This is a genomic window from Scandinavium sp. (genome assembly GCF_032012665.1).
In the GTDB taxonomy this organism is placed as follows: Bacteria; Pseudomonadota; Gammaproteobacteria; order Enterobacterales; family Enterobacteriaceae; genus Scandinavium.
The window spans coordinates 282,567-307,116 of the sequence record NZ_DALZVG010000001.1 but is presented as its reverse complement, the minus strand read 5'-3'; the positions used below and the strand labels follow the sequence as shown (position 1 = coordinate 307,116).

The window sequence follows — 24,550 nt, the reverse complement described above, 5'->3', positions numbered from 1 at the left end:
GACCGGTTAGCTGGGTTTACCAGACGTAAGCCAGCACGGAATGTGAATCCGGCACCATAAAGTCGACGGACATCATCACCGAAAGCGAGGTAATCGCAACGATTGAGAAGACGAACAGCTTGCGCGCCCAGACTCTGTCATCTGCCACTTTGTACCCGCGCAGCGCCATCCCGAGCCACCAGACGCTCACCGCGGCGGCCACCACCAGATATTTGTATCCGGCATAACCGCCCAGAGAGAGCATCAGTGTCGCAACGGCGAAGGCGATGATGTAGAGCGTGATGTGGTTCTTGGCAACGGAAATTCCCTTAACAACCGGCAGAACCGGAATGTTGGCCGCCTGATAATCCTTGAAGCGGAAAATCGCGATGGCGTAGGAGTGCGGCATCTGCCAGAGGCTGAAAATCGCCAGCAAAATGGCCGCACCGCTGTCAAAGCTGCCGGTCACGGCACAGTAGCCAATTACCGGCGGCGCCGCGCCAGAAAGGGAACCAATCAGCGTGCCGTAAACGGAATGGCGCTTCATATACAGGCTATAAACGCCGACGTACACCACGAAGCCCATTACGCCAAGCCAGCAGGCCAGCGGATTCGCGCCGAACCACAGCAGAGCGAAGCCAGCAATACCCAGCAAAGTGGCATACACCAGCGAAACGTTCGCAGAAATCAGGCCTTTAACCAGCACCCGATTCTTGGTTCGTTCCATCTTCTTGTCGATATCCCTGTCGATGTAGTTGTTGAACACACAGCCGGACGCAACGACCAGCGACACGCCAACCAGAGTGTAGATAAACAGCGGGTAATCGATGTGGCCCTTGGAGGCCAGCAGGAAACCGCCGATCACCGAGATCAGGTTACCGAAGATGATGCCTGGTTTTGTAACTTGCAGGTATTGCTTAAACATACTCGCCGCTCTTATCGAACCATCATGTTGTAGTTAAGGTTCCACATGATCCAGATTGAACCTACCACCACAATCGCAATGATTAGCACAGTAAAGACGAAAGCCGTCATGTTCCAGCCTTCATCTGACTTGGTGTTCATGTGCAGGAAGCACACCAGATGCACCACGATCTGTACTACCGCTGCTGCCAGCACGCAGCCAATCATGGCAAGGTGCGAAGCCGAACCGTTCATCACCATCGCAAACGGGATAATCGTCAGGATGATCGACAGGACAAAGCCTGTCATGTAGGTTTTTACGCTGCCGTGGGAAGCGCCGTGATCGGTTGAATGACTCATTACATCGCCCCCATCAGATAGACTACAGAGAACACGCAGATCCACACCACGTCCAGGAAGTGCCAGAACAGGCTCAGGCACAGGATACGGGTACGGTTGGTGCTGGTCAGGCCGCGACGGCTAATCTGGAACATCAGTACTGCCATCCAGATAAGACCAGAAGTCACGTGCAGACCGTGGGTGCCGACCAGCGCGAAGAACGCGGACAGGAAGCCGCTGCGATCCGGGCCCATACCTTCAACAATCAGGTGATGGAATTCGTAGATTTCCATCGCGATGAACCCTGCACCGAACAGCCAGGTCAGGGCAAGCCAGGAGATAACCTGGCTCTTGTTGTTTTTGTACATGGCGATCGCTGCCATGCCGTAGGTGATGGAGCTGAATAACAGCAGGGCAGTTTCAACCAGCACGAACGGCAGCTCGAAAATGTCCTTACCTGCCGGGCCACCGGCGGTGTTGTTTACCAACACCGCGTAGGTCGCGAACAGAATAGAGAACAGAACGCAGTCGCTCATCAGGTAGATCCAGAAGCCGAAGACTTTCGTCGGCCCTGTATCATGGTGCCCATGTTCGTGCGCGTGGGCGTGCGCGTTTGTCAGAGTATCAGTTGCCATTTTTCAGCCCTGCCTTTGAGATCTCATCGAAATGCTGATTTTCCAGTTTTTCGATTTCTGCAACCGGCACGTAGTAATCCACGTCCTCGTCGAAGCTTTTCACAATCCAGCTGATCACGATGCCGAGGAAGCCGACGATCGCCATCCACCAGATATGCCAGATCATGGCAAAACCGAAGATAGTCGCGAAGGCCGCAATCACGATGCCGGCGCCGCTGTTTTTCGGCATGTGGATCTCTTCATAGCCTGCAGGTTTCTTGTACGCTTCGCCTTTCTCTTTCATTTCCCAGAACGCGTCACGCTCATGAACGTGCGGTACGTGGGCAAAGTTGTAGAACGGCGCAGGAGAGGATGTTGCCCACTCCAGCGTACGACCACCCCATGGGTCACCGGTCAGATCACGGTTCTGCTCGCGGTCGCGAATAGAGACGTAGTACTGAATCAGCTGGCACAGGATACCGCAGGCAATCAGCGCCGCACCGCAGGCTGCAACAACCAGCATTGGGTGGAACTGCGGATCGATCTGCTGGCTCAGGCGACGGGTCATGCCCATGAAGCCCAGCACGTACAGCGGCATAAACGCCACGAAGAAGCCGATGATCCAGAACCAGAAGGCGCGTTTGCCCCAGGTTTCGTTCAGGGTGAAGCCAAAGGCTTTCGGCCACCAGTAGGTGATCCCTGCGAAGCAACCGAACACCACACCGCCGATGATGACGTTATGGAAGTGCGCAATCAGGAACAGGCTGTTGTGCAGCACGAAGTCCGCGCCCGGTACCGCCAGCAGAACGCCGGTCATACCGCCGACCGAGAAGGTGACGATAAAGCCGATGGTCCACAGCATCGCAGAATGGAACACGATACGGCCCTGATACATGGTGAACAGCCAGTTGAAGATCTTAACCCCGGTTGGGATCGCGATAATCATCGTGGCAATACCGAAGAAGGCGTTTACGTTCGCGCCCGCACCCATGGTGAAGAAGTGGTGCAGCCAGACGATGAACGACAGAACGGTAATACACACGGTTGCCCACACCAGCGAGGTGTAACCAAACAGACGCTTGCGGGAGAAGGTGGCTGCCACTTCGGAGAACACACCAAACACCGGCAGCACCAGAATGTACACTTCCGGATGGCCCCAGGCCCAAATCAGGTTGATGTACATCATCATGTTGCCGCCCATTTCGTTAGTGAAGAAATGGGTACCGATATAACGGTCAAGGGTCAGCAGCGCGATGGTGACGGTCAGGATTGGGAACGACGCAATAATCAGGATGTTAGCGCACAGGGAAGCCCAGGTAAAAACAGGCATCTTGAACATGGTCATGCCAGGCGCACGCATCTTGATGATGGTAACGAAGAAGTTAATCCCCGTCAGCGTTGTACCGATACCGGAGAGCTGAAGAGCCCAAATCCAGTAATCGACCCCGACGCCCGGACTGTACTCAATGCCCGACAGCGGCGGATAAGCCAGCCAGCCGGTCTGAGCGAACTCGCCGACGCCGAGCGAGAGGTTAACCAGGATAACGCCGACGACGGTGAACCAGAAGCTCAGGTTGTTCAGGAACGGGAACGCAACGTCGCGCGCGCCGATCTGCAAAGGAACAACCACGTTCATCAGGCCGATAACCAGCGGCATCGCCACGAAGAAGATCATGATAACGCCGTGAGCGGTAAAGATCTGATCGTAGTGGTGCGGTGGCAGGAAGCCAGCTTCACCCGCCGAGGCGAGTACCTGCTGGCTACGCATCATGATGGCGTCAGCAAAGCCACGAATCAGCATCACAATACCGACGATGCAGTACATGATGCCGAGTTTTTTGTGATCGACAGACGTCAGCCACTCTTTCCACAGGTAGGTCCACTTACCGAAGTAAGTGATCAGCGCCAGCAGCGCCAGACCCCCGATAATAATGGCAGCCACCGTAACCACGATAATCGGTTCGTGGTAGGGCACTGCATCCAGTGTTAATTTTCCGAACATCGTTTCTTCCTCGGCCCCTTAGTGAGCGGTTTCCGCGTGGCTCATGTCCATGCCTTCCATCCCTTCGTGTGAGGCGTGCTCACCGGCAGGCTGGCTCATGTCCATGTGACCGTGCCCCATAAATTTGTTGATAACATCAACAAACAGGTCTGGTTTCACGCTGGAGAAGTATTCCACCTTGTTGTATTCGCTCGGTGCAGCCAGTTTCTCGTAAGCGGCCATGTCATTCATGGTGCTCTGAGACTGTTTCACCTTCGCGACCCACTGATCAAACGTTGCCTGATCCGGTGTGGCAATGGCTTTGAACTTCATTCCGGAGAAGCCCGGGCCACTGTAGCTGGCGGAGATACCGTCGTAGGTGCCTGCTTCATTCGCGATCAGGTGCAGGTTGGTCTGCATACCAGGCATCGAATAAATCTGGCTACCTAAACGTGGGATAAAGAACGAGTTCATCACGGAGTTGGAGGTCACTTTGAACTGCACCGGAACGTTTGCCGGGAAGGCGATTTCGTTAACGGTGGCAATGCCCTGATCCGGATAAATGAAGAACCATTTCCAGTCCATTGAAACGACTTCAATGGTGATCGGCTTTTCGTCATGAACCAGCGGTTTGCTAGGCTCAAGCGCGTGCGTTGTTTTCCAGGTCAGCACGGCAAGGAACAGGATGATAAGGATAGGCACCGTCCAGACCACAGCTTCCACTTTATTGGAGTGTGACCAGTTAGGGCTGTACTTCGCATCTTTGTTGCTCGCACGGTACTTCCAGGCGAAACCAACTGCCATCAAGATGGCGGGAATGACGACGATTAACATCAGGCCAAAAGCCGTCAGTATCAACGAACGTTGCTCCAGTCCAATCTGTCCTTTGGGGTCAAGTAGCGCAGAATCACAGCCACTGAGCAAAACAGTGCCTGCGAGTAATGACAACCATCCCAAACTTTTATTGTATTTCCTGAGTCTCATGTAACGACCTCAATTCCACGGGATTTGGTGGCGTTTAAAGTGTGGGGGCATTTTACGGGAAGGTTACATTACTGTAAACATGATTGGAGAAGTGTCTTTCGGGTGTTACCGGGTTCTGCCGGGCCTGTCACAGATGTTGCCGATTGTGTCTAAAATCCAGGCAGATAGCGCACTGTCGCAGTTTTATAACAAAACGGGAGTGAAAAAATGTAATCGCCTGGTAAAAGGTATAACCAATGGCAAAACAACACAAATGGTTAACAATTAATTATCAAAGTGACGACATCGGGAAAACAATAAAATAATCGTTCTTTGGCTGAATCGGTTAAGGAAATATCCTCAATTTAAATAGCTCCAGTAATTTCCGAAATATATAACGCACAAAATAACAATCGAAAAAAATGAATGGATTATTGCCGTTATAATTACAGACGGTAACTACAACGGCAAATAATGTTTATTTATTGCTCAAGCCAGACGTGTTTTTCGCAGCGCCAGCGCGTCAAGAGCCCCGCCCAGCACAATCCCGAACACCGCAATCAGCGCGCCGATTTCCAGCAGGCCGGTCAGGAAGGAAAACGTCGTCAGATCCAGCGCGTTGAGGATCAGCAGCGCCAGCCAGACAGCCAGTACCAGACAGCCGATAGCCAGTACTCTCAGTGCGACTGAGTAGCCAGCTTTAAACGCCGTACGCGGCATAAAACTTTCGCTTTGCCAGGTGTATTCCAGCGTCTGGCGGCACAGCAGCAACAGCAAAATACCCGGAACGGCGGCAAAGACGGAGAACAGATAGAAGGTCGGCCAACCGTGGGCTTCCACAAACCAGCCAGCAATCGGCCCAACATAGACGCGCCCGACGGCGGAGAGTGCTGACAGCAGCGCGAACTGGGTTGCGGAAAATGACTTATTGCACAGCGTCATCAACAGGGCAACGAACGCCGAGGTGCCCATGCCGCCGCAGAGGTTTTCGAAGAAGACGGCGGTCCCCATGCTCAGCATGTGCTTATCCGTGATTGATAACAGCCAGTAACCGGCGTTGGAAGCACCCTGCAAAATGCCGAAAATTAGCAGCGCGCGGAAAAGCGATAAACGCTGCATCAGCACGCCGCCGTAGAGTGCGCCAAGAATGGTGGCGAAAAGACCCAGTGTTTTATTCACCACGCCCACTTCGCCTGCGTCGAACCCAACGCCGCGAATCAGGAAGGTTGTGGTGAGGCTCATCGCGAACGCATCACCCAACTTATAAAGGACGATCAGCAGCAGAATCAGCCAGGCATTATTACGACCAAAGAAGTCGCGAAGGGGTTCGGCCACGGCCTCTTCCAGAGTCTTCGGTGCCGGAATGACGTCGCTCGGTTCTGGTGCCAGCAATGTTGCGATAATGCAGGGTATCATCAGGGCAGCCATCAGCCAGTACATCGCCTGCCAGCCAAGCCATTGATCGGCCAGCCACAGCGCGAGACCACCGGATACCAGCATTGCCAGACGGTAGCCGAGCACGCTGATGGCTGCACCGGTTCCGCGTTCCTCCGGAGGGAGCACGTCCGTTTTCCACGCATCGAACACGATGTCCTGCGAGGCGGAGCAAAAAGCAATCACGACCGCCAGTGCCGCCATCCAGCGCAGCTGACTCGACGGTTCAAGGAAGCCCATCGCGGCAATCGAGAGCAACAGCAATACCTGGGTGGTCAACAGCCAGCCGCGACGTCGCCCTAAAAACGGCGGCGTGTAGCGATCCATCATCGGTGACCAGAGGAACTTAAAGACGTAGGCCTGGCCAACGAGAGAAAAGAAGCCGATGGTTTTAAGATCGATGTTCTCAACGGTCATCCACGCCTGAAGCGTGCCGGAGGTGAGCGCCAGCGGGAGGCCGGAGGCGAAGCCGAGAATCAGCAGAATGGCTGATTTGGGCTGCTGGAAAAAGCGAAAGTAGTGAGTCGACATGGGCATAAATAACTGACCCGGCACGAGGCCGGGTCAGAAAGGATTAACGGGCGTTCTGCTTGATGAAGTCGTGGACGCTGGTGTCCTGTGCCATATCGGAGATGGTATCCGTCAGCACGCTGTTCACCGCGTTAGCAATGTTCTGGTTGTTGGCGGTGAAAGCCCCTTCAACCTGGTAGCTTGCACGGTAGTTTTTGGTCATCTTGTTGCCGTTCTTCGCGGTGGCAATGATGGCGATATCCGCTTTGGTCGCGATGTTGTAACGCACGTTGCCCTGAGAGACATCTGCATACAGGTTGTTGACGATGATCTGCAGATCGACAGCGCCGTTTGGCCCAATCATGTAGCCGCGCGCGGTCATTTGTTTCTCAAGCACTTCCTGCAGCAAGAAACGCAGGTCGCGGGAAGCGGTTAACGTAACCAGTTGATTGTCACGGGTGACTTTAGCCAGCGCCTGATCCGGACGCTGATCCGCGCCGTTGATGCTGACGGTAACGCCCATCAGGCTTGGATCCTGGGAAGGCAGCGTGATTTTAGGGGAGACATCAATGGTGGTTTGCGGCTTGGCACAACCGGCCAGCATAAACATCGCAACCAACGGGAAGAGGATTTTTTTTAACATGTTAAGACTCTCGGCGTTTCAGCTGTTTAATGGACTTAAAGTTCAACGGGCGAAAAATTCCCGCCATCATAACATCGCCAACGACGAGGGGAAGTGGGTGATGCATGTAAATTCATCGTGTTGACTGTTTTCTGAGCTCAGGCCCGGTTTCATCCTCTTTTTTGCGATAATTCGCATGGCAGAGTTCGCAAACTTCATCCGTTTGACTGAGAAACCAGGACGAAAGCTAAATTTTTGTTGTTTTCATGTTATGGAAACGGTAAAAGCGGCTAACATTTAAAAGGAAGGGCGGCATCTCAGCGTTGTCGGAGGAGTAAATTCATGATGATACGTGAAAAGATAGAAGAAAAACTGAGGGCGGCGTTTGACCCCTTATTCCTCGAAGTGGTGGATGAAAGCTATCGCCACAATGTTCCGGCTGGCTCCGAAAGTCACTTTAAAGTGGTGCTGGTCAGCGATCGCTTTTCTGGAGAACGTTTTCTTAATCGTCACCGAATGATTTACGGCACGTTAACCGCTGAATTGTCCACGACCGTGCACGCGCTGGCGCTGCATACCTACACCGTTAAGGAATGGGAAGGGTTGCAGGATACGATCTTTGCTTCCCCGCCATGTCGTGGTGCAGGTACAATCGCATAGAATTCACATTTGCAACTGTCGGAACTTTTCCAGTATGTTGCGTACAGAATTATTGAGAAACGGCCTGCGGGCCGTTTTGTTTTGCTTGAATTTTGAGCGAGAGACGCATTTTTTAGGGCAAAATTACCTCAAAACTGTGAAAAATGGCGCACCCGTGCGGCATTCCCGTTCTCGACTCACTACAGTGATGCCGCTATAATGCTGCGTCTTATTTTCGGAATGTCTTCGGGATGATTCTGGCAACAGGGATTGTACTTCTGTAATGAAGCGGACATCCCGGTTCTGCGAAGTTTGCGATACGCGCTTCCAGAGTTGACCGAGCACTGTGATTTTTTTGAGGTAACAAGATGCAAGTTTCAGTTGAAACCACTCAGGGCCTTGGCCGCCGTGTAACGATTACTATCGCTGCTGACAGCATCGAAAACGCTGTTAAAAGCGAGCTGGTCAACGTAGCGAAAAAAGTTCGCATCGACGGTTTCCGTAAAGGGAAAGTACCGATGAATGTTGTTGCTCAGCGCTATGGCGCCTCTGTTCGCCAGGACGTGCTGGGCGACCTGATGAGCCGCAACTTCGTTGATGCGATCATCAAAGAGAAAATCAACCCGGCTGGCTCCCCGAACTACGTTCCAGGTGAGTACAAACAGGGTGAAGACTTCACCTATGCCGTTGAGTTCGAAGTGTATCCGGAAGTTGAACTGCAGGGTCTGGAAGCTATCGAAGTTGAAAAACCAGTGGTTGAAGTGACCGATGCTGACGTTGACGGCATGCTGGAGACCCTGCGCAAGCAGCAGGCGACCTGGAAAGAGAAAGACGGCGCTGTTGCTGATGAAGATCGCGTGACCGTTGACTTCTCTGGTTCCGTAGACGGTGAAGAGTTCGAAGGCGGCAAAGCCACTGATTTCGTCCTGGCAATGGGCCAGGGTCGTATGATCCCAGGCTTTGAAGACGGAATCAAAGGCCATAAAGCGGGCGAAGAGTTCACCATCGACGTGACCTTCCCTGAAGAGTACCATGCAGAAAATCTGAAAGGTAAAGCAGCGAAATTCGCTATCAACCTGAAGAAAGTCGAAGAGCGTGAGCTGCCAGAACTGACTGCAGAATTCATTAAGCGTTTCGGCGTTGAAGATGGTTCCGTAGACGGCCTGCGTGCTGAAGTGCGTAAAAACATGGATCGCGAGCTGAAAGGCGCGGTGAAAAACCGCATCAAGTCTCAGGCAATCGAAGGTTTGGTTAACGCCAACAACATCGACGTGCCAGCAGCCCTGATTGACGGTGAAATCGATGTTCTGCGCCAGCAGGCTGCGCAGCGCTTTGGCGGTAACGCTAAACAAGCGATGGAGCTGCCGCGCGAGCTGTTCGAAGAGCAGGCTAAACGCCGCGTTGTTGTTGGTCTGCTGCTGGGCGAAGTGATTCGCACCAACGAGCTGAAAGCTGACGAAGACCGCGTTAAAGGCCTGATCGAAGAGATGGCTTCTGCTTACGAAGATCCGAAAGAAGTGATCGAGTTCTACAGCAAAAATAAAGAGCTGATGGACAACATGCGTAACGTCGCGCTGGAAGAGCAGGCTGTTGAAGCCGTTCTGAACAAAGCGAAAGTGTCTGAAAAAGCCACTACTTTCAACGAACTGATGAACCAGCAGGCGTAATTAACGCCTTTGCCGTTTAAAGTTTGAGCGAAAAACCCGTTACCTTCTGGTGACGGGTTTTTTTATTGCTGTAATAGATGACGAAGCGTGCCAAAACGCGGTTTCGGTGTTAGCGTTACAGCAAAATATTGTTATGCTTGAAACAGGGCACTGCCGCCCCCATAAAAGGGGAAGCAACAGACAGACTGGCTGATGATCCGTCCGCAAGGTTACAATCAGTACAGCAGGTATATTCACTTTTTATCCAGGAGACGGACATGTCATACAGTGGCGAACGAGATAACTTTGCACCCCATATGGCCCTGGTGCCAATGGTCATCGAACAGACCTCACGCGGCGAACGTTCTTTTGATATCTATTCTCGTCTTCTGAAGGAGCGCGTTATCTTTCTGACCGGCCAGGTGGAAGACCACATGGCAAACCTGATCGTAGCGCAGATGCTGTTTCTGGAAGCGGAAAACCCGGAAAAAGACATTTACCTGTACATCAACTCACCGGGCGGCGTGATCACCGCAGGCATGTCGATTTACGACACTATGCAGTTCATCAAGCCAGACGTCAGCACTATTTGTATGGGGCAGGCCTGTTCCATGGGCGCATTCCTGCTGACCGCCGGGGCGAAGGGCAAGCGTTTCTGCCTGCCAAACTCCCGCGTAATGATTCACCAGCCGCTGGGCGGCTACCAGGGTCAGGCGACGGACATTGAGATCCACGCGAAAGAAATCCTGAAAGTTAAAGCGCGCATGAATGAACTTATGGCGCATCACACGGGGCACTCTCTTGAGCAGATTGAGCGCGATACGGAGCGCGATCGCTTCCTGTCCGCGGCAGAAGCCGTGGAGTACGGACTGGTCGACTCCATTTTGACCCATCGTAATTAATGCCACTATGATGAGTGCCGCTATACTGTAGAAGGGTGGCATTCCGTTAAGACTGGCATTTGCGTCGTCATGTGCGGCACAAAGAACATAGAAAGAGGTTTGGACTCATGACAGATAAACGCAAAGACGGTTCAGGCAAACTGTTGTACTGCTCTTTTTGCGGCAAAAGCCAGCATGAAGTGCGCAAGCTGATCGCCGGTCCGTCAGTGTATATCTGCGACGAATGCGTTGATTTATGTAACGACATCATTCGCGAAGAAATTAAGGAAGTCGCTCCGCATCGTGAGCGCAGTGCACTGCCGACGCCGCATGAAATTCGTCATCACCTGGACGATTACGTTATCGGTCAGGAAAGAGCGAAGAAAGTGCTGGCCGTGGCGGTATACAACCACTACAAACGTCTGCGTAACGGCGATACCAGCAACGGCGTGGAGCTCGGCAAAAGTAACATTCTGCTGATTGGCCCAACCGGTTCCGGTAAAACGCTGCTGGCTGAAACGCTGGCGCGTCTACTGGATGTGCCATTTACCATGGCGGATGCCACCACCCTGACCGAAGCTGGTTACGTGGGTGAAGACGTGGAAAACATCATCCAGAAGCTGCTGCAGAAGTGCGACTATGACGTACAGAAAGCGCAGCGCGGTATCGTGTATATCGATGAAATCGACAAAATTTCCCGTAAATCGGATAACCCGTCGATTACCCGTGACGTGTCCGGCGAGGGCGTTCAGCAGGCTCTGTTGAAGCTTATCGAGGGCACCGTGGCTGCGGTTCCACCACAGGGCGGACGTAAGCATCCACAGCAGGAGTTCCTGCAGGTCGATACCTCTAAGATTCTCTTTATCTGCGGCGGTGCGTTTGCCGGCCTGGATAAAGTGATCGCTAACCGCGTTGAAACAGGTTCTGGCATCGGTTTCGGCGCAACGGTGAAGGCAAAATCTGAAAAAGCGAACGAAGGCGAGCTGCTGGAGCAGGTTGAACCGGGTGACCTGATTAAATTCGGTTTGATCCCTGAGTTCATTGGTCGTCTGCCGGTTGTCGCAACGCTCAACGAATTGAGTGAAGACGCGCTGATTCAGATCCTGAAAGAGCCGAAAAATGCGCTGACCAAGCAGTATCAGGCGCTGTTCAGTCTTGAAGGTGTGGATCTTGAGTTCCGCGATGAAGCGCTGGACGCGATTGCCCGCAAAGCGATGGCCCGTAAAACCGGTGCCCGTGGCTTGCGTTCTATCGTTGAAGCCGCTCTCCTCGACACTATGTACGATCTGCCTTCCATGGAAGACGTCGAAAAAGTGGTGATCGACGAGTCCGTTATCGACGGCCAGACCAAGCCGCTGTTGATTTACGGTACCAGCGAAACGCAGCAGGCATCTGGCGAATAATTCACCAAATTACTCAGTTAGTTAACGAAAAGGGGGATATTTTATCCCCCTTTTGCTTTTCCTGTATTCCTGCCGTTGAATGTGTGGGAAACATCCCCATATACTGGATTACATGTTAACGGTGGCGTCATCACAGTAACGCCACTGACTACCCTGGCGGACATTAAACTAAGAGAGAGCTCTATGAATCCTGAGCGTTCTGAACGCATTGAAATCCCCGTATTGCCGTTGCGCGATGTGGTGGTTTATCCGCACATGGTCATTCCCTTATTTGTAGGGCGGGAAAAATCTATCCGTTGTCTCGAAGCTGCCATGGACCATGATAAAAAAATCATGCTGGTTGCTCAGAAAGACGCGTCAACGGATGAGCCGGGTGTAAACGATCTTTTCACCGTCGGGACCGTGGCCTCTATTTTGCAGATGCTGAAACTGCCTGACGGCACCGTAAAAGTGCTGGTCGAAGGCCTTCAGCGTGCGCGCATTTCCGCATTGTCAGACAACGGCGAGCATTTCTCGGCGAAGGCTGAATACCTTGATTCGCCGGATATCGAAGAGCGCGAGCAGGAAGTGCTGGTGCGCACGGCGATTAGCCAGTTTGAAGGCTATATCAAGCTGAACAAGAAAATCCCACCGGAAGTGCTGACGTCGCTGAACAGCATCGACGATCCAGCTCGTCTGGCAGACACCATTGCTGCACACATGCCGCTTAAGCTGTCGGACAAGCAGTCTGTACTGGAAATGTCTGACATCAACGAGCGTCTGGAATACCTGATGGCGATGATGGAATCGGAAATTGACCTGCTGCAGGTTGAGAAACGTATCCGTAATCGCGTCAAAAAACAGATGGAAAAATCTCAGCGCGAGTACTATCTGAACGAGCAAATGAAAGCCATTCAGAAAGAGCTCGGTGAGATGGACGATGCGCCGGACGAAAACGAAGCGCTGAAGCGTAAAATCGACGCCGCTAAGATGCCGAAAGAGGCAAAAGAGAAGGCGGAAGCCGAGCTTCAGAAGCTGAAAATGATGTCGCCTATGTCCGCAGAAGCGACCGTCGTGCGCGGCTATATCGACTGGATGGTTCAGGTTCCGTGGAACGCGCGCAGTAAAGTTAAAAAGGATCTGCGCCAGGCGCAGGAGATCCTCGATACCGACCACTACGGTCTGGAACGCGTGAAAGATCGCATCCTTGAGTATCTCGCAGTCCAGAGCCGCGTTAACAAGCTTAAAGGGCCAATTCTGTGCCTGGTTGGGCCTCCTGGTGTGGGTAAAACCTCTCTGGGCCAGTCCATCGCCAAAGCAACAGGGCGTAAGTACATTCGTATGGCGCTGGGCGGCGTGCGTGACGAAGCGGAAATTCGTGGTCACCGCCGTACTTATATCGGTTCCATGCCGGGCAAGCTGATTCAGAAAATGGCGAAAGTGGGCGTTAAAAACCCGCTGTTCCTGCTGGATGAAATCGACAAAATGTCTTCGGACATGCGCGGCGACCCGGCATCTGCGCTGCTGGAAGTGCTTGATCCAGAACAGAACGTGGCGTTCAGCGATCACTATCTGGAAGTCGATTACGATCTCAGCGATGTGATGTTTGTGGCGACCTCTAACTCCATGAATATTCCGGCGCCGCTGCTGGATCGTATGGAAGTGATTCGCCTCTCCGGCTATACCGAAGATGAAAAGCTGAACATCGCGAAACGTCACCTGTTGCCAAAACAGATTGAGCGTAACGCCCTGAAAAAAGGCGAAATCACGGTTGAAGACAGCGCAATCATCGGCATCATTCGTTACTACACCCGTGAAGCGGGCGTGCGTAGCCTGGAGCGTGAAATCTCCAAACTGTGCCGTAAAGCGGTGAAACAGCTGCTGCTGGATAAGACGCTCAAGCACATCACCATCGACGGTGACAACCTGCATGATTACCTTGGCGTGCAGCGCTTCGACTATGGTCGTGCGGATGATGAAAACCGTGTCGGTCAGGTAACGGGCCTCGCGTGGACCGAAGTGGGCGGCGATCTGCTGACCATCGAAACAGCATGCGTGCCGGGCAAAGGTAAGCTGACTTATACCGGCTCCCTTGGCGAAGTGATGCAGGAATCCATCCAGGCGGCGCTGACCGTCGTTCGCGCGCGTGCAGAGAAGCTCGGCATCAACGGCGACTTCTACGAAAAACGCGACATCCACGTTCACGTGCCGGAAGGCGCAACGCCGAAAGACGGTCCGAGTGCGGGTATTGCTATGTGTACCGCGCTGGTTTCATGCCTGACGGGTAACCCGGTGAGAGCCGATGTTGCCATGACTGGTGAAATCACGCTGCGCGGTCAGGTTCTGCCGATCGGCGGTCTGAAGGAAAAACTGCTGGCGGCACACCGCGGTGGCATTAAGACTGTTCTGATTCCGGATGAAAACAAACGCGATCTGGAAGAGATTCCGGATAACGTGATTGCCGATCTGGACATCCATCCGGTCAAGCGCATTGAAGAGGTTCTTGCCCTTGCACTGCAAAATGCTCCTTACGGCATGCAGGTTGTAAGCGCAAAATAGTGACTTCGCGCAAAGAGCGTTAATAAAAATGGGGCTGGGAAGTGATTTCGCACTTGCCAGCCTTTTTTTGTATAGCTAATTTAGATTGCTGGTTGGGTATGTCATAGGCAACGGGTGTTGTAAGGGCATGACACTCCTGATATAACTGCTGCGCCGTCGTACTGCGAAGGATTCCAGTGCGATATAAATTATAAAGAGAGGAAGAGAACAGTGAACAAATCTCAACTGATTGACAAAATTGCTGCAGGTGCGGATATTTCTAAAGCTGCTGCTGGCCGTGCGTTAGATGCTTTGATCGCTTCCGTTACTGAGTCTCTGCAGGCTGGGGATGACGTTGCGCTGGTAGGTTTTGGTACTTTTGCTGTTAAAGAGCGTGCTGCCCGTACTGGTCGCAACCCGCAAACCGGTAAAGAGATCACCATTGCTGCTGCTAAAGTTCCGGGTTTCCGTGCAGGTAAGGCACTGAAAGACGCGGTAAACTGATCGCTTTCCCTCCCCGGGAACGTGACAAAGTACAAGGGCGCATCATCAGATGTGCCTTTTTTATTTGTTTAGTCTGATTTTCAGCGGCTTCAGGCGACTTTCAGGCTGACAATACCCCTCGTTTCTTGCCAAAATACGTCATCGTGCGCAGCCGCTCTCGTGCTATGCTGTGCAAGGTTTAAAGTCACCTACAGCGGAGCGTTGTTACACCATGATGGACTCCTTACGTACGGCAGCCAATAGCGTCGTGCTCAAGATTATTTTCGGTATCATTATCGTGTCGTTCATTTTGACCGGCGTGAGTAGCTACCTGATTGGCGGTAACAAAGAATATGCCGCAAAAGTGAATGGCCAGGAAATTGGTCGCGCGCAGTATGAGAATGCCGTTGCCAGCGAAAGAAATCGCATGCAGCAGCAGTTAGGCGATCGGTTCTCCGAGCTGGCTTCTAACGAAAATTATATGAAAACGATGCGTCAGCAGGTGCTCAACCGCCTGATTGATGAATCGCTCCTCGACCAGTACGCCAGACATCTGAATCTCGGCATCAGCGACGATCAGGTGAAGCAGGCGATTTTCCAGACTCAGGCTTTCCAGTCTAACGGCAAATTCGACAACCAGCGCTTCAGCGGGATCGTCGGCCAGATGGGCATGACCACCGATCAGTATGCGCAGGCGCTGCGTAACCAGCTGGTGACCCAGCAGCTGATCAACGCCATTGTTGGCTCTGAATTCATGCTACCCGGCGAAACTGACCAGCTGGCGGCTCTTGTTTCTCAGCAGCGTGTCGTCCGTGAAGCCACGATTGATGTAAATGCGCTGGCAGCGAAGCAGCAGGTCAGCGATCAGGAAATTACCAGCTACTACGAGCAGCATAAAAACCAGTTTGTCGCACCGGAGCAGTTCCGCGTCAGCTACATCAAACTGGATGCTGCCAGCCTGCAGGAAACGGCCTCTGACGCGGATATTCAGTCCTGGTACGATCAGCATCAGGATCAGTTCACCCAGCCACAGCGCGTGCGCTACAGCGTCATACAGACCAAAACAGAATCCGATGCGAAAGCTGCGTTGGATGAAATCAACAAAGGGGCGAATTTTGCTGACGTTGCGAAGGCAAAATCCACCGATATCATCTCCGCCAAAAATGGTGGCGACATGGGCTGGCTGGAAGCCTCTACCACGCCGGACGAGCTGAAAAATGCCGGTCTGAAAGAGAAAGGTCAGCTGTCTGGTGTGATCAAATCCAGCGTGGGTTTCCTGGTTGCCCGTCTTGATGACGTGGTGCCTGCGAAGGTGAAACCGCTGGCAGAAGTACGTGATGAAATCGCGGCGAAAGTGAAGCAGGAAAAAGCGCTTGATGCCTACTACGCAATGCAGCAGAAAGTCAGCGATGCGGCCAGCAACGATAACGAATCCCTGGCGGGCGCCGAGCAGGCATCCGGTATCAAAGCGATCGAAACCGGCTGGTTTGGTCATGATAATCTCCCGGCGGAGCTGAACTTCAAACCCGTTTCTGATGCTATCTTCAACGGTGGCCTGGTAGGTGAAAACGGCACGCCTGGCAGTAACTCCGACATCATCACCGTCGACGGTGACCGTGCGTTTGTTCTGCGCGTTAGCGAGCATAAAGCAGAAGCCGTTAAGCCTCTGGCTGAGGTGAAGGATCAGGTCACGGATATCGTGAAGCACACCAAAGCAACGCAGCAGGCTAACCTGACGGCTGAGAAGCTGCTGGCCGACCTGAAAGCGGGCAAAGGCGATGAGGCCATGAAAGCCGCTAACCTGAGCTTCAGTGCAGCAAAAACGCTGAGCCGTACCGGTCAGGATCCGCTGAGCCAGACTGCGTTCACGCTGCCGTTACCGCAGAAGGATAAGGCAAGCTATGGCGTTGGCTCTGACATGCAGGGTAACGTGGTTCTGGTTTCGCTGGATGAAGTGAAAGATGGCACCATGCCGGAAGAGCAGAAAAAAGCGATGGTGCAGGGCATCACTCAGAACAATGCTCAGGTGGCCTTTGAAGCACTGATGGCGAACCTGCGCAAAGAAGCGAAAATCAAGCTGGGTGACATTGCTGAACAGCAGCAATAATTCGGGCACGCTCGCAGATTTTCGTAACGAACTGCAATAACAAAAGGCCGCTTTCGCGGCCTTTTCCATTTTTGAAATCTGCCCTTAGCGCTGTTTTCGCTGTCCGGTTATGGTGACCTCGCTGTCAACAAACAAGGAGATAACAGCATGAAAACAGGAATCAAAACGCTACTTTTCGTCTTAATGCTTATCGGCTCAGGTTTCAGCTCGCAGACCCTTGCGGCCACCGCCACGGGAAAAGCGCCGCCAGATGTCAAAGCCGCGGCGACAATGTCCCCCGGAACTGAGAAAAGTGCTGCATCCACCAAAAACGATCGGGGCAACGGCGATAAGGTCAGCATTAATACCGGCAGCGCTGAAGAGCTTGCCCGCGTGATGAACGGCGTCGGGCTCAAAAAAGCCCAGGCTATTATCAGCTACCGTGAGGAGTTCGGCCCTTTTAAAAGTATCGATGATTTGCGTCAGGTGCCGGGGATGGGAGGCGCCCTGGTTGAAAGAAATCTTTCGCATCTGATGCTCTGACCCCGGCAAGAGGTTGCACAGTTGTAAAAAAATGCCAGACTAAAGAGGTCGTACCAGTGTGCGACCTCTGACTCTATTAATAAGAAAGGCTATTGCGCTATGCAGACTCAAATCAAAGTTCGCGGATATCACCTCGATGTCTACCAGCACGTCAATAACGCCCGCTATCTGGAGTTTTTAGAAGAAGCCCGCTGGGACGGGCTGGAAAACAGCTCCGGATTCCAGTGGATGACGAAGCACAACATCGCGTTTGTGGTGGTGAATATCAACATCAACTATCGCCGCCCTGCGGTGCTGGGCGATTTGCTCTCCGTCACCAGCAAGGTGCAGCAGCTAAACGGTAAAAGCGGCGTGTTGAGCCAGGTCGTGACCCTGGAGCCTGAGGGCGAAGTGGTGGCAGACGCACAAATCACGTTTGTTTGCATCGATCTGAAAACGCAAAAGGCGCTGGCGCTGGAAGGTGAGCTTCGCGAACATCTGGAAGCAATGGTGGGGTAATTCGGCGAGATAATCCCCGGCTGGCATTTTTACCGCCGGGGATGATGGGTTATTTCAGACCCGTTTTCGCCTTCATGGCTGCCATCACGCCAGCTTTGTCTGCCAGATAGTGATTCAGGCCATTGGCGCGCAGGGTACAGGCGGCACAGTGCCCACAGCCGTCACCCTTAATGCCGTTATAGCAGGTAAGGGTTTCGCTTCGCACCAGCTCGAGATGTCCCCAGTAATCAGCCAGCGCCCAGGTTTCGGCTTTATCAATCCACATCAGTGGGGTTTCAAAGCGAATCTCTTTGGCCATGCCGAGATTGACCGCGTGGTTGAGTGCTTTCACGAACTCATCCCGGCAGTCCGGGTAGCCGGAAAAATCGGTCTCGCACACGCCGGTAATCACCGCTTCGGCTTTAACTTGATAGGCATAAATCGCGGTCAGCGTCAGAAACAGAATATTGCGGCCGGGAACGAACGTATTCGGAATGCCGTCAGCCTCCGGCTCGTAGTCCGGTACAGGAATGCTGTCGCGCGTCAGGCTGCTGACAGCCAGTTCGTTAAGCAACGTCACGTCCAGGACTTTGTGGGCACGGGCGCCGAGTTTTAATGCCAGTTCACGCGCCACGTCGATCTCTGCACGATGGCGCTGCCCGTAATCAAAGGTTACGCAGTGCACTTCGTCATACTGCTGGAGAGCCTGTACCAGGCAGGTGGTGGAGTCCTGACCTCCGCTGAAAACCACAACGGCGCGTTTCATAGCAAATCCTGTCAATTCTGAGAAAACGCTATGGTAACGCCTGAGCGTTACGTCCACCAGCGACAACACGTGCTTTACGTCGATGTGGATGCCGGAAGCCACGCTTCGGTGAAATCAAACCAGCCCCGCGCGTTCAGTCGTATCCCGTTGACGCCAGGCGGCGCGCTGATTCTGTACTGATAGTTAAACAGCGGCGTCAGCACGGCATCTTCCATCAAATGGTGGAAGACGTTTTGCAGTGCAGCGTGTCGCGATGCCGCTTGCCGTTGGGTTTGTACTGCATCCAGCGTTGCCTGAAGGTGGGCATATTGTGCAGCGCTCAAGGTATGCGGCCAGAGCGGATCGCAGCGCAGCCACTGCTCAAGGGTATACTCCGGCGTGTCACCAATGAGCCTGTCGCCCATCACCAAATCGGCCTTTGCCAGTTCAACGCAGCCGTCCCAGGTTTTGGCGTCGTAGAAAATGACCGTCAGCTCACATCCTGCCAGAGCAAGTGCCTGTCGCAGCTGTTCTGCCATCGTATGCAGCTCAACGGGGAGATGATAAATCAGCGTCAGCGCTGGCGGAAATATAACGGAATCCGTCTCTGCCGCCAGAGGAATCGCCCAGCCCGGCAGCAGTTCCTGGCTTGGGGTGATCAGGTTTTCGTCCAGCGGCAGGGTCTGCATCAACGACGTCTGGTGGATAAGCGCAATCAGCTTCTGCGCCTGAGCGGTTGTCAAACGCGGGCTTTTTCTGAGCGTCAGATAGCAGAACCCCAGGCTGATGCTGTCGCTGACGGGGCGTAAATTACGCAAATCATCTGCTTCACCAATGGCAAGCTGAACCGGATGACGACAGCTGGTCCCCAGATCCTGGGCAAACAGCTGTGGCGTGATCCAGTACTCAATGGCCTGTAGCAGTGGGTGGCTGAGATGATAGCGGCTGTGGCTCTCCAGCCGTACCAGTTCAGGCTCGAATACGTTCAGACGGAAAGGGCCGGTGCCAAGAGCGGCATTGTCCGGGTGCGCAAGTACGCTGCAGTAGCTGGCGAGACGATAAGCCAGCCAATAGTCTGGCTTCACCAGCGTGAAGGTCAGGCACTGTGCGTGCGTTACGGCAATGTTCTGCACGCTGGCGAACAGCGTCCGCAGCGCTGGCAGAGTGAGCAACATTTCCAGCCGACGCCAGAGCTGTGTGGTATCCACCGGATCGCCGTTATGCCAGTACAGCGTTGAGCGGATATAAAAGTGCCAGCGCAGCCCGTCGTCGGAGACTTCCCAGTGATGCGCCAGATCGCCCACTGGCTCATCTTTATCATGAGCAAAACGCGTCAGACCCGAGAACACTTGCCCGGCCAGATGCTGCTCGGCACGCCCCGGTAAAAAGCCGGGATGCAGCGGTTCAAGCGTGCGGTAGTAAGGAATGCGAAGCGTCGGGGTGTTGTTCTGCCACTGACCGCCTAAAAAAGGATGCAGCAGCGCCCGCAGCTCCGGCGCGGCCAGCTGCGCCAGCTCCAGGGCATTTTGTTGCTGGCCAAGCTCCAGCGCCCGCTCCATCATCTCATTGCGCAGGTTTTCTGGTGTCACATGAAAGGTCAGCGTGCCGCGCTTGCCACGACCGGACTGTGCCTGCCAGCTCAGCCATCCCGCGTCCTGCGCCTGGCGCAGCAGGGTACGCACGTGCCTTTCGCTGCAAAAACAGCGTTCCGCCAGCTCTGCTACGGTAATCTGCTGCGGCGCTCCGGCGGAGGGTTGCCACAGGCGTTGGAATTGATTGAGTCTGTTGAGTTGCCGCATCGCTTCTGTCCTGATAAACCCGGAACAATAAAGAACATTCATTCACTATTCCTTCCGTATATCTCAGGCGATACTTTTGGACAAGCGACTTACATCATACTTTCGGGGAAGCATATGGCACGACTGGCTGCATTTGATATGGACGGAACACTGCTGATGCCCGACCATCGCCTGGGTGAAAAAACGTTAAGTACCCTGAAGCGCCTGCACGAGCGGGAAATCACGCTGACGTTTGCCACAGGCCGCCACGTGCTCGAAATGCGCCACCTGATCGGTAATTTTTCTCTCGATGCTTTCCTCATTACCGGCAACGGCACGCGCATTCACTCGCTGGAAGGGGATGTTCTCCATCGTAGCGATCTTAATCCGGAAGTGGCCGATCTGGTTCTGCACGGCCACTGGGATACGCAGGCGAGCATGCACGTATTCAACGACAGCGGCTGGCTTACCGACCGGGATATTCCTGACATGCTCCAGGCGCATGTTTACAGCGGCTTCCGCTATCAGCTCTGTGATTTCAAACGGCTGCCCGCCCATGACGTCACTAAAATCTGTTTCTGCGGCGATCATGACGATCTCAGCCGCCTGCGCATCCAGCTGAATGACGCCATCGGCGATCGCGCGCACCTCACGTTTTCTGCATTTGAATGTCTGGAAGTGCTGCCGGTTGGCTGTAACAAAGGAGCGGCGCTCACCGCCCTTAGCGGTCACCTGGGCATGACAATGGCTGACTGTATGGCGTTTGGTGATGCGATGAACGACAGCGAAATGCTGGGGCTGGTAGGGAAGGGGTTGATTATGGGCAACGCCATGCCGCAGCTGAAAGCGGCGCTGCCGCACTTACCGGTAATCGGGCACTGCCAGAATCAGGCGGTCTCCCACTATTTAACGCATTGGCTGGATACTCCACATCTCCCTTATTCCCCCGAATGAATGAGACCCTTCCGGCAAGCCAGCCCTCTGATGAGGTCTGGCTTTTTTCTTTGGCGCTCCGGAACGGGCGAAATGCTCGTTAAAACGTCAGGTTATGGTGTTATTAATCTTTTCTGACAGCGTGCTATTTTTCGCCTTTTACACGTGAAGAATGCTATGCAAATCCATAAAGTGATCAAACCGGAGTTCGTGAAGAAGTTTGCCTGCGTCGGCCCCGAATGCCTGATCTCCTGCTGTCAGGGATGGAAGATATCCATCGACAAGAAAACCCATCATGCTTACCTCAACGCTGAACAGCCAGAAATTGCCGCTCTGGCAAAAGAGAGCCTGCTGCGGGTGCGAAAAGGTAAAAGCAATTATTCGATGATCAAGCTGGACGAGCAGGGACAGTGTCCGTTTATCGACGAAAATAAGTTATGCCTGGTCCACCGGGAGCTTGGGGAAAAGGCGCTTTCAGTCACCTGTTCAACCTATCCACGTTCTAAAATACGCTACGCTGATGAAACACGTCATTTAATGACGCTCTCATGCCCGGAGGTTGCGAGGCTGGTGTTGTTCGATGCAAACAGCATGTTAGTACATGAACAGGATGAGCTGCTGGCGAAGGCGAAAATCAACCTTATCGGCCAGCGGCAACCGGTTAATCAAATCCACCAGGTTGTCCATCTCTTTGCCTGGCACCTCCTGCAGGCGCCTTCGGTGAACGTTGAACAGAATCTGATGGCGTTGGCGCACTTTATGGTGTACCTGCAACGCATTGAGTTCGACCTGCACCGCCATTTCGCGCAGGCAGAGCAGCTCCATCAGCAGCTATTAAACGATCTGGCGCATGGCGCGAACCTGATCCATCGCCCATCGGCTACGGACTCGGTTGGACTGAAGGTGCGTGCACTGTCCGTGCTGGGTTCGCTGATCGCGAGAAATAGCGCGAGGGATGGCATTATCGGTGAGGCGCACCGGCAGATGGCAACGTATTTAGACGTCGCCGAAAGTCCGGACCTGCAAGTGCTCGCTGACAAATTTGCCGCACTGGATAAGCAATGGCAGCTAGTGTGCCAGGATTCCTGCCTTAGCGCCCCGCATGTGCTGCGTAATTTGCTGACCTACAAAATTTACCACAGCCATTTCCCCGGGGTGGATTACTCAAAGGCCATGCGCCAGGTTTACCGTCTGATCCTCGACTATTTCTATATTAAGCATTTGCTGAGTGTGAAATCGCTGGAAGAAGTGCCGGACGAAAAGGCGGTACTGAAGATCGTGGCAAGTCTTGCAGAGCATACCCTGCATTCGTCAACGATCGACCGCCGGATGGAGAAAGCGATCGATATGATCAATGCCGGGGACGATCTCTCCTGCCTGCTATTGATTGGTTAAAGAAATCGGCGTATTCACTTGAGTGCCTACGCCTTTTATTCTCACCCCAGCCGTTCAGCCAGCTTTGCTTTCCACGATGCCAGCGAGCCAATATTGGCCTCAATCCATTGCGGGTTGTAGTAGGTTTCCAGATAACGTTCACCGCTGTCGCACAGCAGCGTGACAATGGAACCTGTCCGGCCTTCACTGCGCATCTGAGCCGCGATTTCGAGTGCACCCCACATGTTGGTGCCGGTCGATGCGCCCACTTTGCGGCCCAGCTGCGTTTCCAGCCAGTGCGCGGTGGCAACGCTCGCTGCATCCGGCACGCGCAGCATATTATCGACCACGTCAGGAATAAATGACGGCTCCACGCGTGGGCGGCCGATCCCTTCGATTTTACTGCCCACCGGGCTGCGAAGCGTGGCATCGCGGCTTTGCCAGAAGTCCATAAACACTGAATTCTGCGGATCGACCACGGTTAACTTTGTGTCATACCCCTGACAGCGAATATAGCGTCCAATGGTGGCCGACGTGCCGCCGGTACCCGCGCTCATCACGATATGCGACGGAACGGGATTCGGCTCATGCTGCATCTGGCGGAAAATGCTGTCGGCAATATTATTGTTGCCGCGCCAGTCGGTTGCCCGCTCGGCGAAGGTGAACTGATCCATATAATGGCCGTTCAGCTCACGGGCGAGCTTCTCAGATGCTTCATAGATCTCACAGGCGCTTTCCACAAAGTGGCAGCGTCCGCCGTAAAATTCTATCTGCTCAATTTTGCGTTTTGCCGTGCAGGAGGGCATGACGGCGATAAACGGCAGGCCGAGCAGGCGAGCGAAGTAGGCTTCGGAGACGGCGGTTGAGCCAGACGAAGCCTCGATAATCGTGGTGCCTTCTTTGATCCAGCCGTTGCACAGTCCGTATAAAAACAGCGAGCGCGCCAGGCGGTGCTTCAGGCTGCCGGTCGGATGCGTGCTCTCGTCTTTCAGGTAGAGCTGAATGCCCGGAAACCCGGGCAGCGCCAGACGAATCAGGTGCGTGTCGGCGGAGCGCTGATAGTCGGCGTTAATCTCACTGATGGCGTGTTTTACCCAGGTGCTGTTCATGGTGCTTTTTCCGTTTGTCATTTTGTGCCCAGCTTACTGGAAAGCACGGAAAAAATTGTTGCAATATGGCCTTTGAAATACAATGAAAGGAGAATAATTTTCTCTGTGATGGGCTGATGATAGATAAAATTGACCGTAAGCTGCTGGCGCTGCTGCAGGAAGACTGCACCCTCTCTTTGCAGGCGCTGGCCGATGCCGTTAATCTGACCACCACTCCCTGCTGGAAACGCCTCAAACGTCTCGAAGACGAAGGCATTTTACGCGGTCGGGTGGCGCTGCTGGATGCGGAAAAACTGGGCCTCGGGCTCACGGCCTTCGTGCTGATTAAAACCCAGCATCACAGCAGCGAATGGTACAGCCGCTTTGTGTCCCAGGTGACGCAAATGCCGGAAGTGTTAGGCTTCTGGCGCATGGCGGGCGAGTACGATTATCTGCTGCGGGTTCAGGTGGCGGACATGAAACGCTACGACGATTTTTATAAACGACTGGTGAACAGCGTACCGGGGTTATCTGACGTCACATCCAGCTTTGCGATGGAACAGATCAAATACACTACCGCGCTGCCGATCGAATCATTCTCTGGGTAATTCT

At 53.6% G+C, this 24,550-nt stretch carries 22 protein-coding genes; 12 read left to right on the top strand and 10 right to left on the bottom strand.

Translation table 11 applies throughout. From position 1 onward, the window contains the following. Positions 1 to 16 precede the first annotated feature (16 nt). From cyoE to RTU33_RS01375, 7 genes are all read right to left on the bottom strand, one after another. A complete protein-coding gene (cyoE, locus tag RTU33_RS01405; protein WP_312624777.1) occupies positions 17 to 904 on the bottom strand; it encodes a heme o synthase in 888 nt (295 codons plus the stop codon). Between the two features lie 11 nt (positions 905 to 915). Continuing rightward, entirely contained in the window at positions 916 to 1,242 is a 327-nt protein-coding gene (locus RTU33_RS01400) for a cytochrome o ubiquinol oxidase subunit IV (RefSeq protein ID WP_312624776.1), read from the bottom strand. Then, a complete protein-coding gene (locus RTU33_RS01395; protein ID WP_154160238.1) occupies positions 1,242 to 1,856 on the bottom strand; it encodes a cytochrome o ubiquinol oxidase subunit III in 615 nt (204 codons plus the stop codon). The genes RTU33_RS01400 and RTU33_RS01395 overlap by 1 nt, the downstream gene beginning before the upstream one ends. Beyond that, positions 1,846 to 3,837, bottom strand: a complete 1,992-nt coding sequence (gene cyoB / locus RTU33_RS01390) for a cytochrome o ubiquinol oxidase subunit I (protein WP_312624774.1) — start codon at positions 3,835 to 3,837, stop codon at positions 1,846 to 1,848. The genes RTU33_RS01395 and cyoB overlap by 11 nt, the downstream gene beginning before the upstream one ends. 18 nt (positions 3,838 to 3,855) lie before the next feature. Beyond that, a complete protein-coding gene (cyoA, locus tag RTU33_RS01385; RefSeq protein WP_312624773.1) occupies positions 3,856 to 4,800 on the bottom strand; it encodes a cytochrome o ubiquinol oxidase subunit II in 945 nt (314 codons plus the stop codon). A 468-nt stretch (positions 4,801 to 5,268) separates the two neighbouring features. Next, positions 5,269 to 6,744, bottom strand: a complete 1,476-nt coding sequence (gene ampG / locus RTU33_RS01380) for a muropeptide MFS transporter AmpG (protein ID WP_312624913.1) — start codon at positions 6,742 to 6,744, stop codon at positions 5,269 to 5,271. A gap of 43 nt (positions 6,745 to 6,787) precedes the next feature. After that, the gene (locus RTU33_RS01375; RefSeq protein ID WP_097161501.1) at positions 6,788 to 7,366 is read right to left on the bottom strand and encodes a lipoprotein; all 579 of its coding nucleotides are present in this window, start codon (positions 7,364 to 7,366) and stop codon (positions 6,788 to 6,790) included. A gap of 321 nt (positions 7,367 to 7,687) precedes the next feature. Between RTU33_RS01375 and bolA the strand changes: the two genes are divergently transcribed. The 9 genes from bolA to RTU33_RS01330 all read left to right on the top strand — a co-directional run bounded on the left by bolA (position 7,688) and on the right by RTU33_RS01330 (position 18,041). Next, positions 7,688 to 8,005 carry a transcriptional regulator BolA gene (gene bolA, locus RTU33_RS01370; RefSeq protein ID WP_312624771.1) on the top strand — a complete coding sequence of 106 codons (318 nt, stop codon included), beginning with the start codon at positions 7,688 to 7,690 and terminating at the stop codon, positions 8,003 to 8,005. A gap of 347 nt (positions 8,006 to 8,352) precedes the next feature. Next, positions 8,353 to 9,651: a trigger factor gene (gene tig, locus RTU33_RS01365; RefSeq protein WP_312624770.1), complete on the top strand. Its 1,299-nt coding sequence runs from the start codon at positions 8,353 to 8,355 to the stop codon at positions 9,649 to 9,651. 257 nt (positions 9,652 to 9,908) lie between these two features. Next, positions 9,909 to 10,532, top strand: coding sequence for an ATP-dependent Clp endopeptidase proteolytic subunit ClpP (gene clpP / locus RTU33_RS01360; protein ID WP_097161504.1), 624 nt, complete (start codon positions 9,909 to 9,911; stop codon positions 10,530 to 10,532). Between the two features lie 107 nt (positions 10,533 to 10,639). Beyond that, positions 10,640 to 11,914: an ATP-dependent protease ATP-binding subunit ClpX gene (gene clpX, locus RTU33_RS01355; RefSeq protein ID WP_312624769.1), complete on the top strand. Its 1,275-nt coding sequence runs from the start codon at positions 10,640 to 10,642 to the stop codon at positions 11,912 to 11,914. A gap of 183 nt (positions 11,915 to 12,097) precedes the next feature. Beyond that, on the top strand, positions 12,098 to 14,452 hold the full coding sequence (lon, locus tag RTU33_RS01350; protein ID WP_312624768.1) for an endopeptidase La: 2,355 nt from the start codon (positions 12,098 to 12,100) through the stop codon (positions 14,450 to 14,452). Positions 14,453 to 14,662: 210 nt separating this feature from the next. Beyond that, entirely contained in the window at positions 14,663 to 14,935 is a 273-nt protein-coding gene (hupB, locus tag RTU33_RS01345) for a nucleoid-associated protein HU-beta (protein WP_002444653.1), read from the top strand. Between the two features lie 211 nt (positions 14,936 to 15,146). Then, the gene (ppiD, locus tag RTU33_RS01340; protein ID WP_312624767.1) at positions 15,147 to 17,021 is read left to right on the top strand and encodes a peptidylprolyl isomerase; all 1,875 of its coding nucleotides are present in this window, start codon (positions 15,147 to 15,149) and stop codon (positions 17,019 to 17,021) included. Positions 17,022 to 17,168: 147 nt separating this feature from the next. After that, entirely contained in the window at positions 17,169 to 17,543 is a 375-nt protein-coding gene (locus RTU33_RS01335) for a helix-hairpin-helix domain-containing protein (RefSeq protein WP_312624766.1), read from the top strand. Between the two features lie 99 nt (positions 17,544 to 17,642). Next, on the top strand, positions 17,643 to 18,041 hold the full coding sequence (locus RTU33_RS01330; protein WP_312624764.1) for a YbgC/FadM family acyl-CoA thioesterase: 399 nt from the start codon (positions 17,643 to 17,645) through the stop codon (positions 18,039 to 18,041). Positions 18,042 to 18,090: 49 nt separating this feature from the next. On the opposite strand, the gene queC is transcribed toward RTU33_RS01330, so the two are convergent. Further along, on the bottom strand, positions 18,091 to 18,786 hold the full coding sequence (queC, locus tag RTU33_RS01325; RefSeq protein ID WP_312624762.1) for a 7-cyano-7-deazaguanine synthase QueC: 696 nt from the start codon (positions 18,784 to 18,786) through the stop codon (positions 18,091 to 18,093). A 74-nt stretch (positions 18,787 to 18,860) separates the two neighbouring features. Next, on the bottom strand, positions 18,861 to 20,564 hold the full coding sequence (locus RTU33_RS01320) for an SgrR family transcriptional regulator (protein ID WP_312624760.1): 1,704 nt from the start codon (positions 20,562 to 20,564) through the stop codon (positions 18,861 to 18,863). Between the two features lie 114 nt (positions 20,565 to 20,678). Here RTU33_RS01320 and cof point away from each other — a divergent pair, with 114 nt between their 5' ends. After that, a complete protein-coding gene (cof, locus tag RTU33_RS01315) occupies positions 20,679 to 21,497 on the top strand; it encodes an HMP-PP phosphatase (RefSeq protein WP_312624759.1) in 819 nt (272 codons plus the stop codon). Positions 21,498 to 21,653: 156 nt separating this feature from the next. Continuing rightward, positions 21,654 to 22,871: a flagellin lysine-N-methylase gene (gene fliB / locus RTU33_RS01310; RefSeq protein WP_312624758.1), complete on the top strand. Its 1,218-nt coding sequence runs from the start codon at positions 21,654 to 21,656 to the stop codon at positions 22,869 to 22,871. Between the two features lie 41 nt (positions 22,872 to 22,912). On the opposite strand, the gene RTU33_RS01305 is transcribed toward fliB, so the two are convergent. Continuing rightward, complete coding sequence (locus RTU33_RS01305; protein ID WP_312624912.1) at positions 22,913 to 23,959, bottom strand: PLP-dependent cysteine synthase family protein; 1,047 nt, start codon at positions 23,957 to 23,959, stop codon at positions 22,913 to 22,915. A gap of 116 nt (positions 23,960 to 24,075) precedes the next feature. On the opposite strand from RTU33_RS01305, the gene RTU33_RS01300 reads away from it, so the two are divergent. Further along, complete coding sequence (locus tag RTU33_RS01300) at positions 24,076 to 24,546, top strand: Lrp/AsnC family transcriptional regulator (protein WP_312624757.1); 471 nt, start codon at positions 24,076 to 24,078, stop codon at positions 24,544 to 24,546. Positions 24,547 to 24,550: the final 4 nt, after the last annotated feature.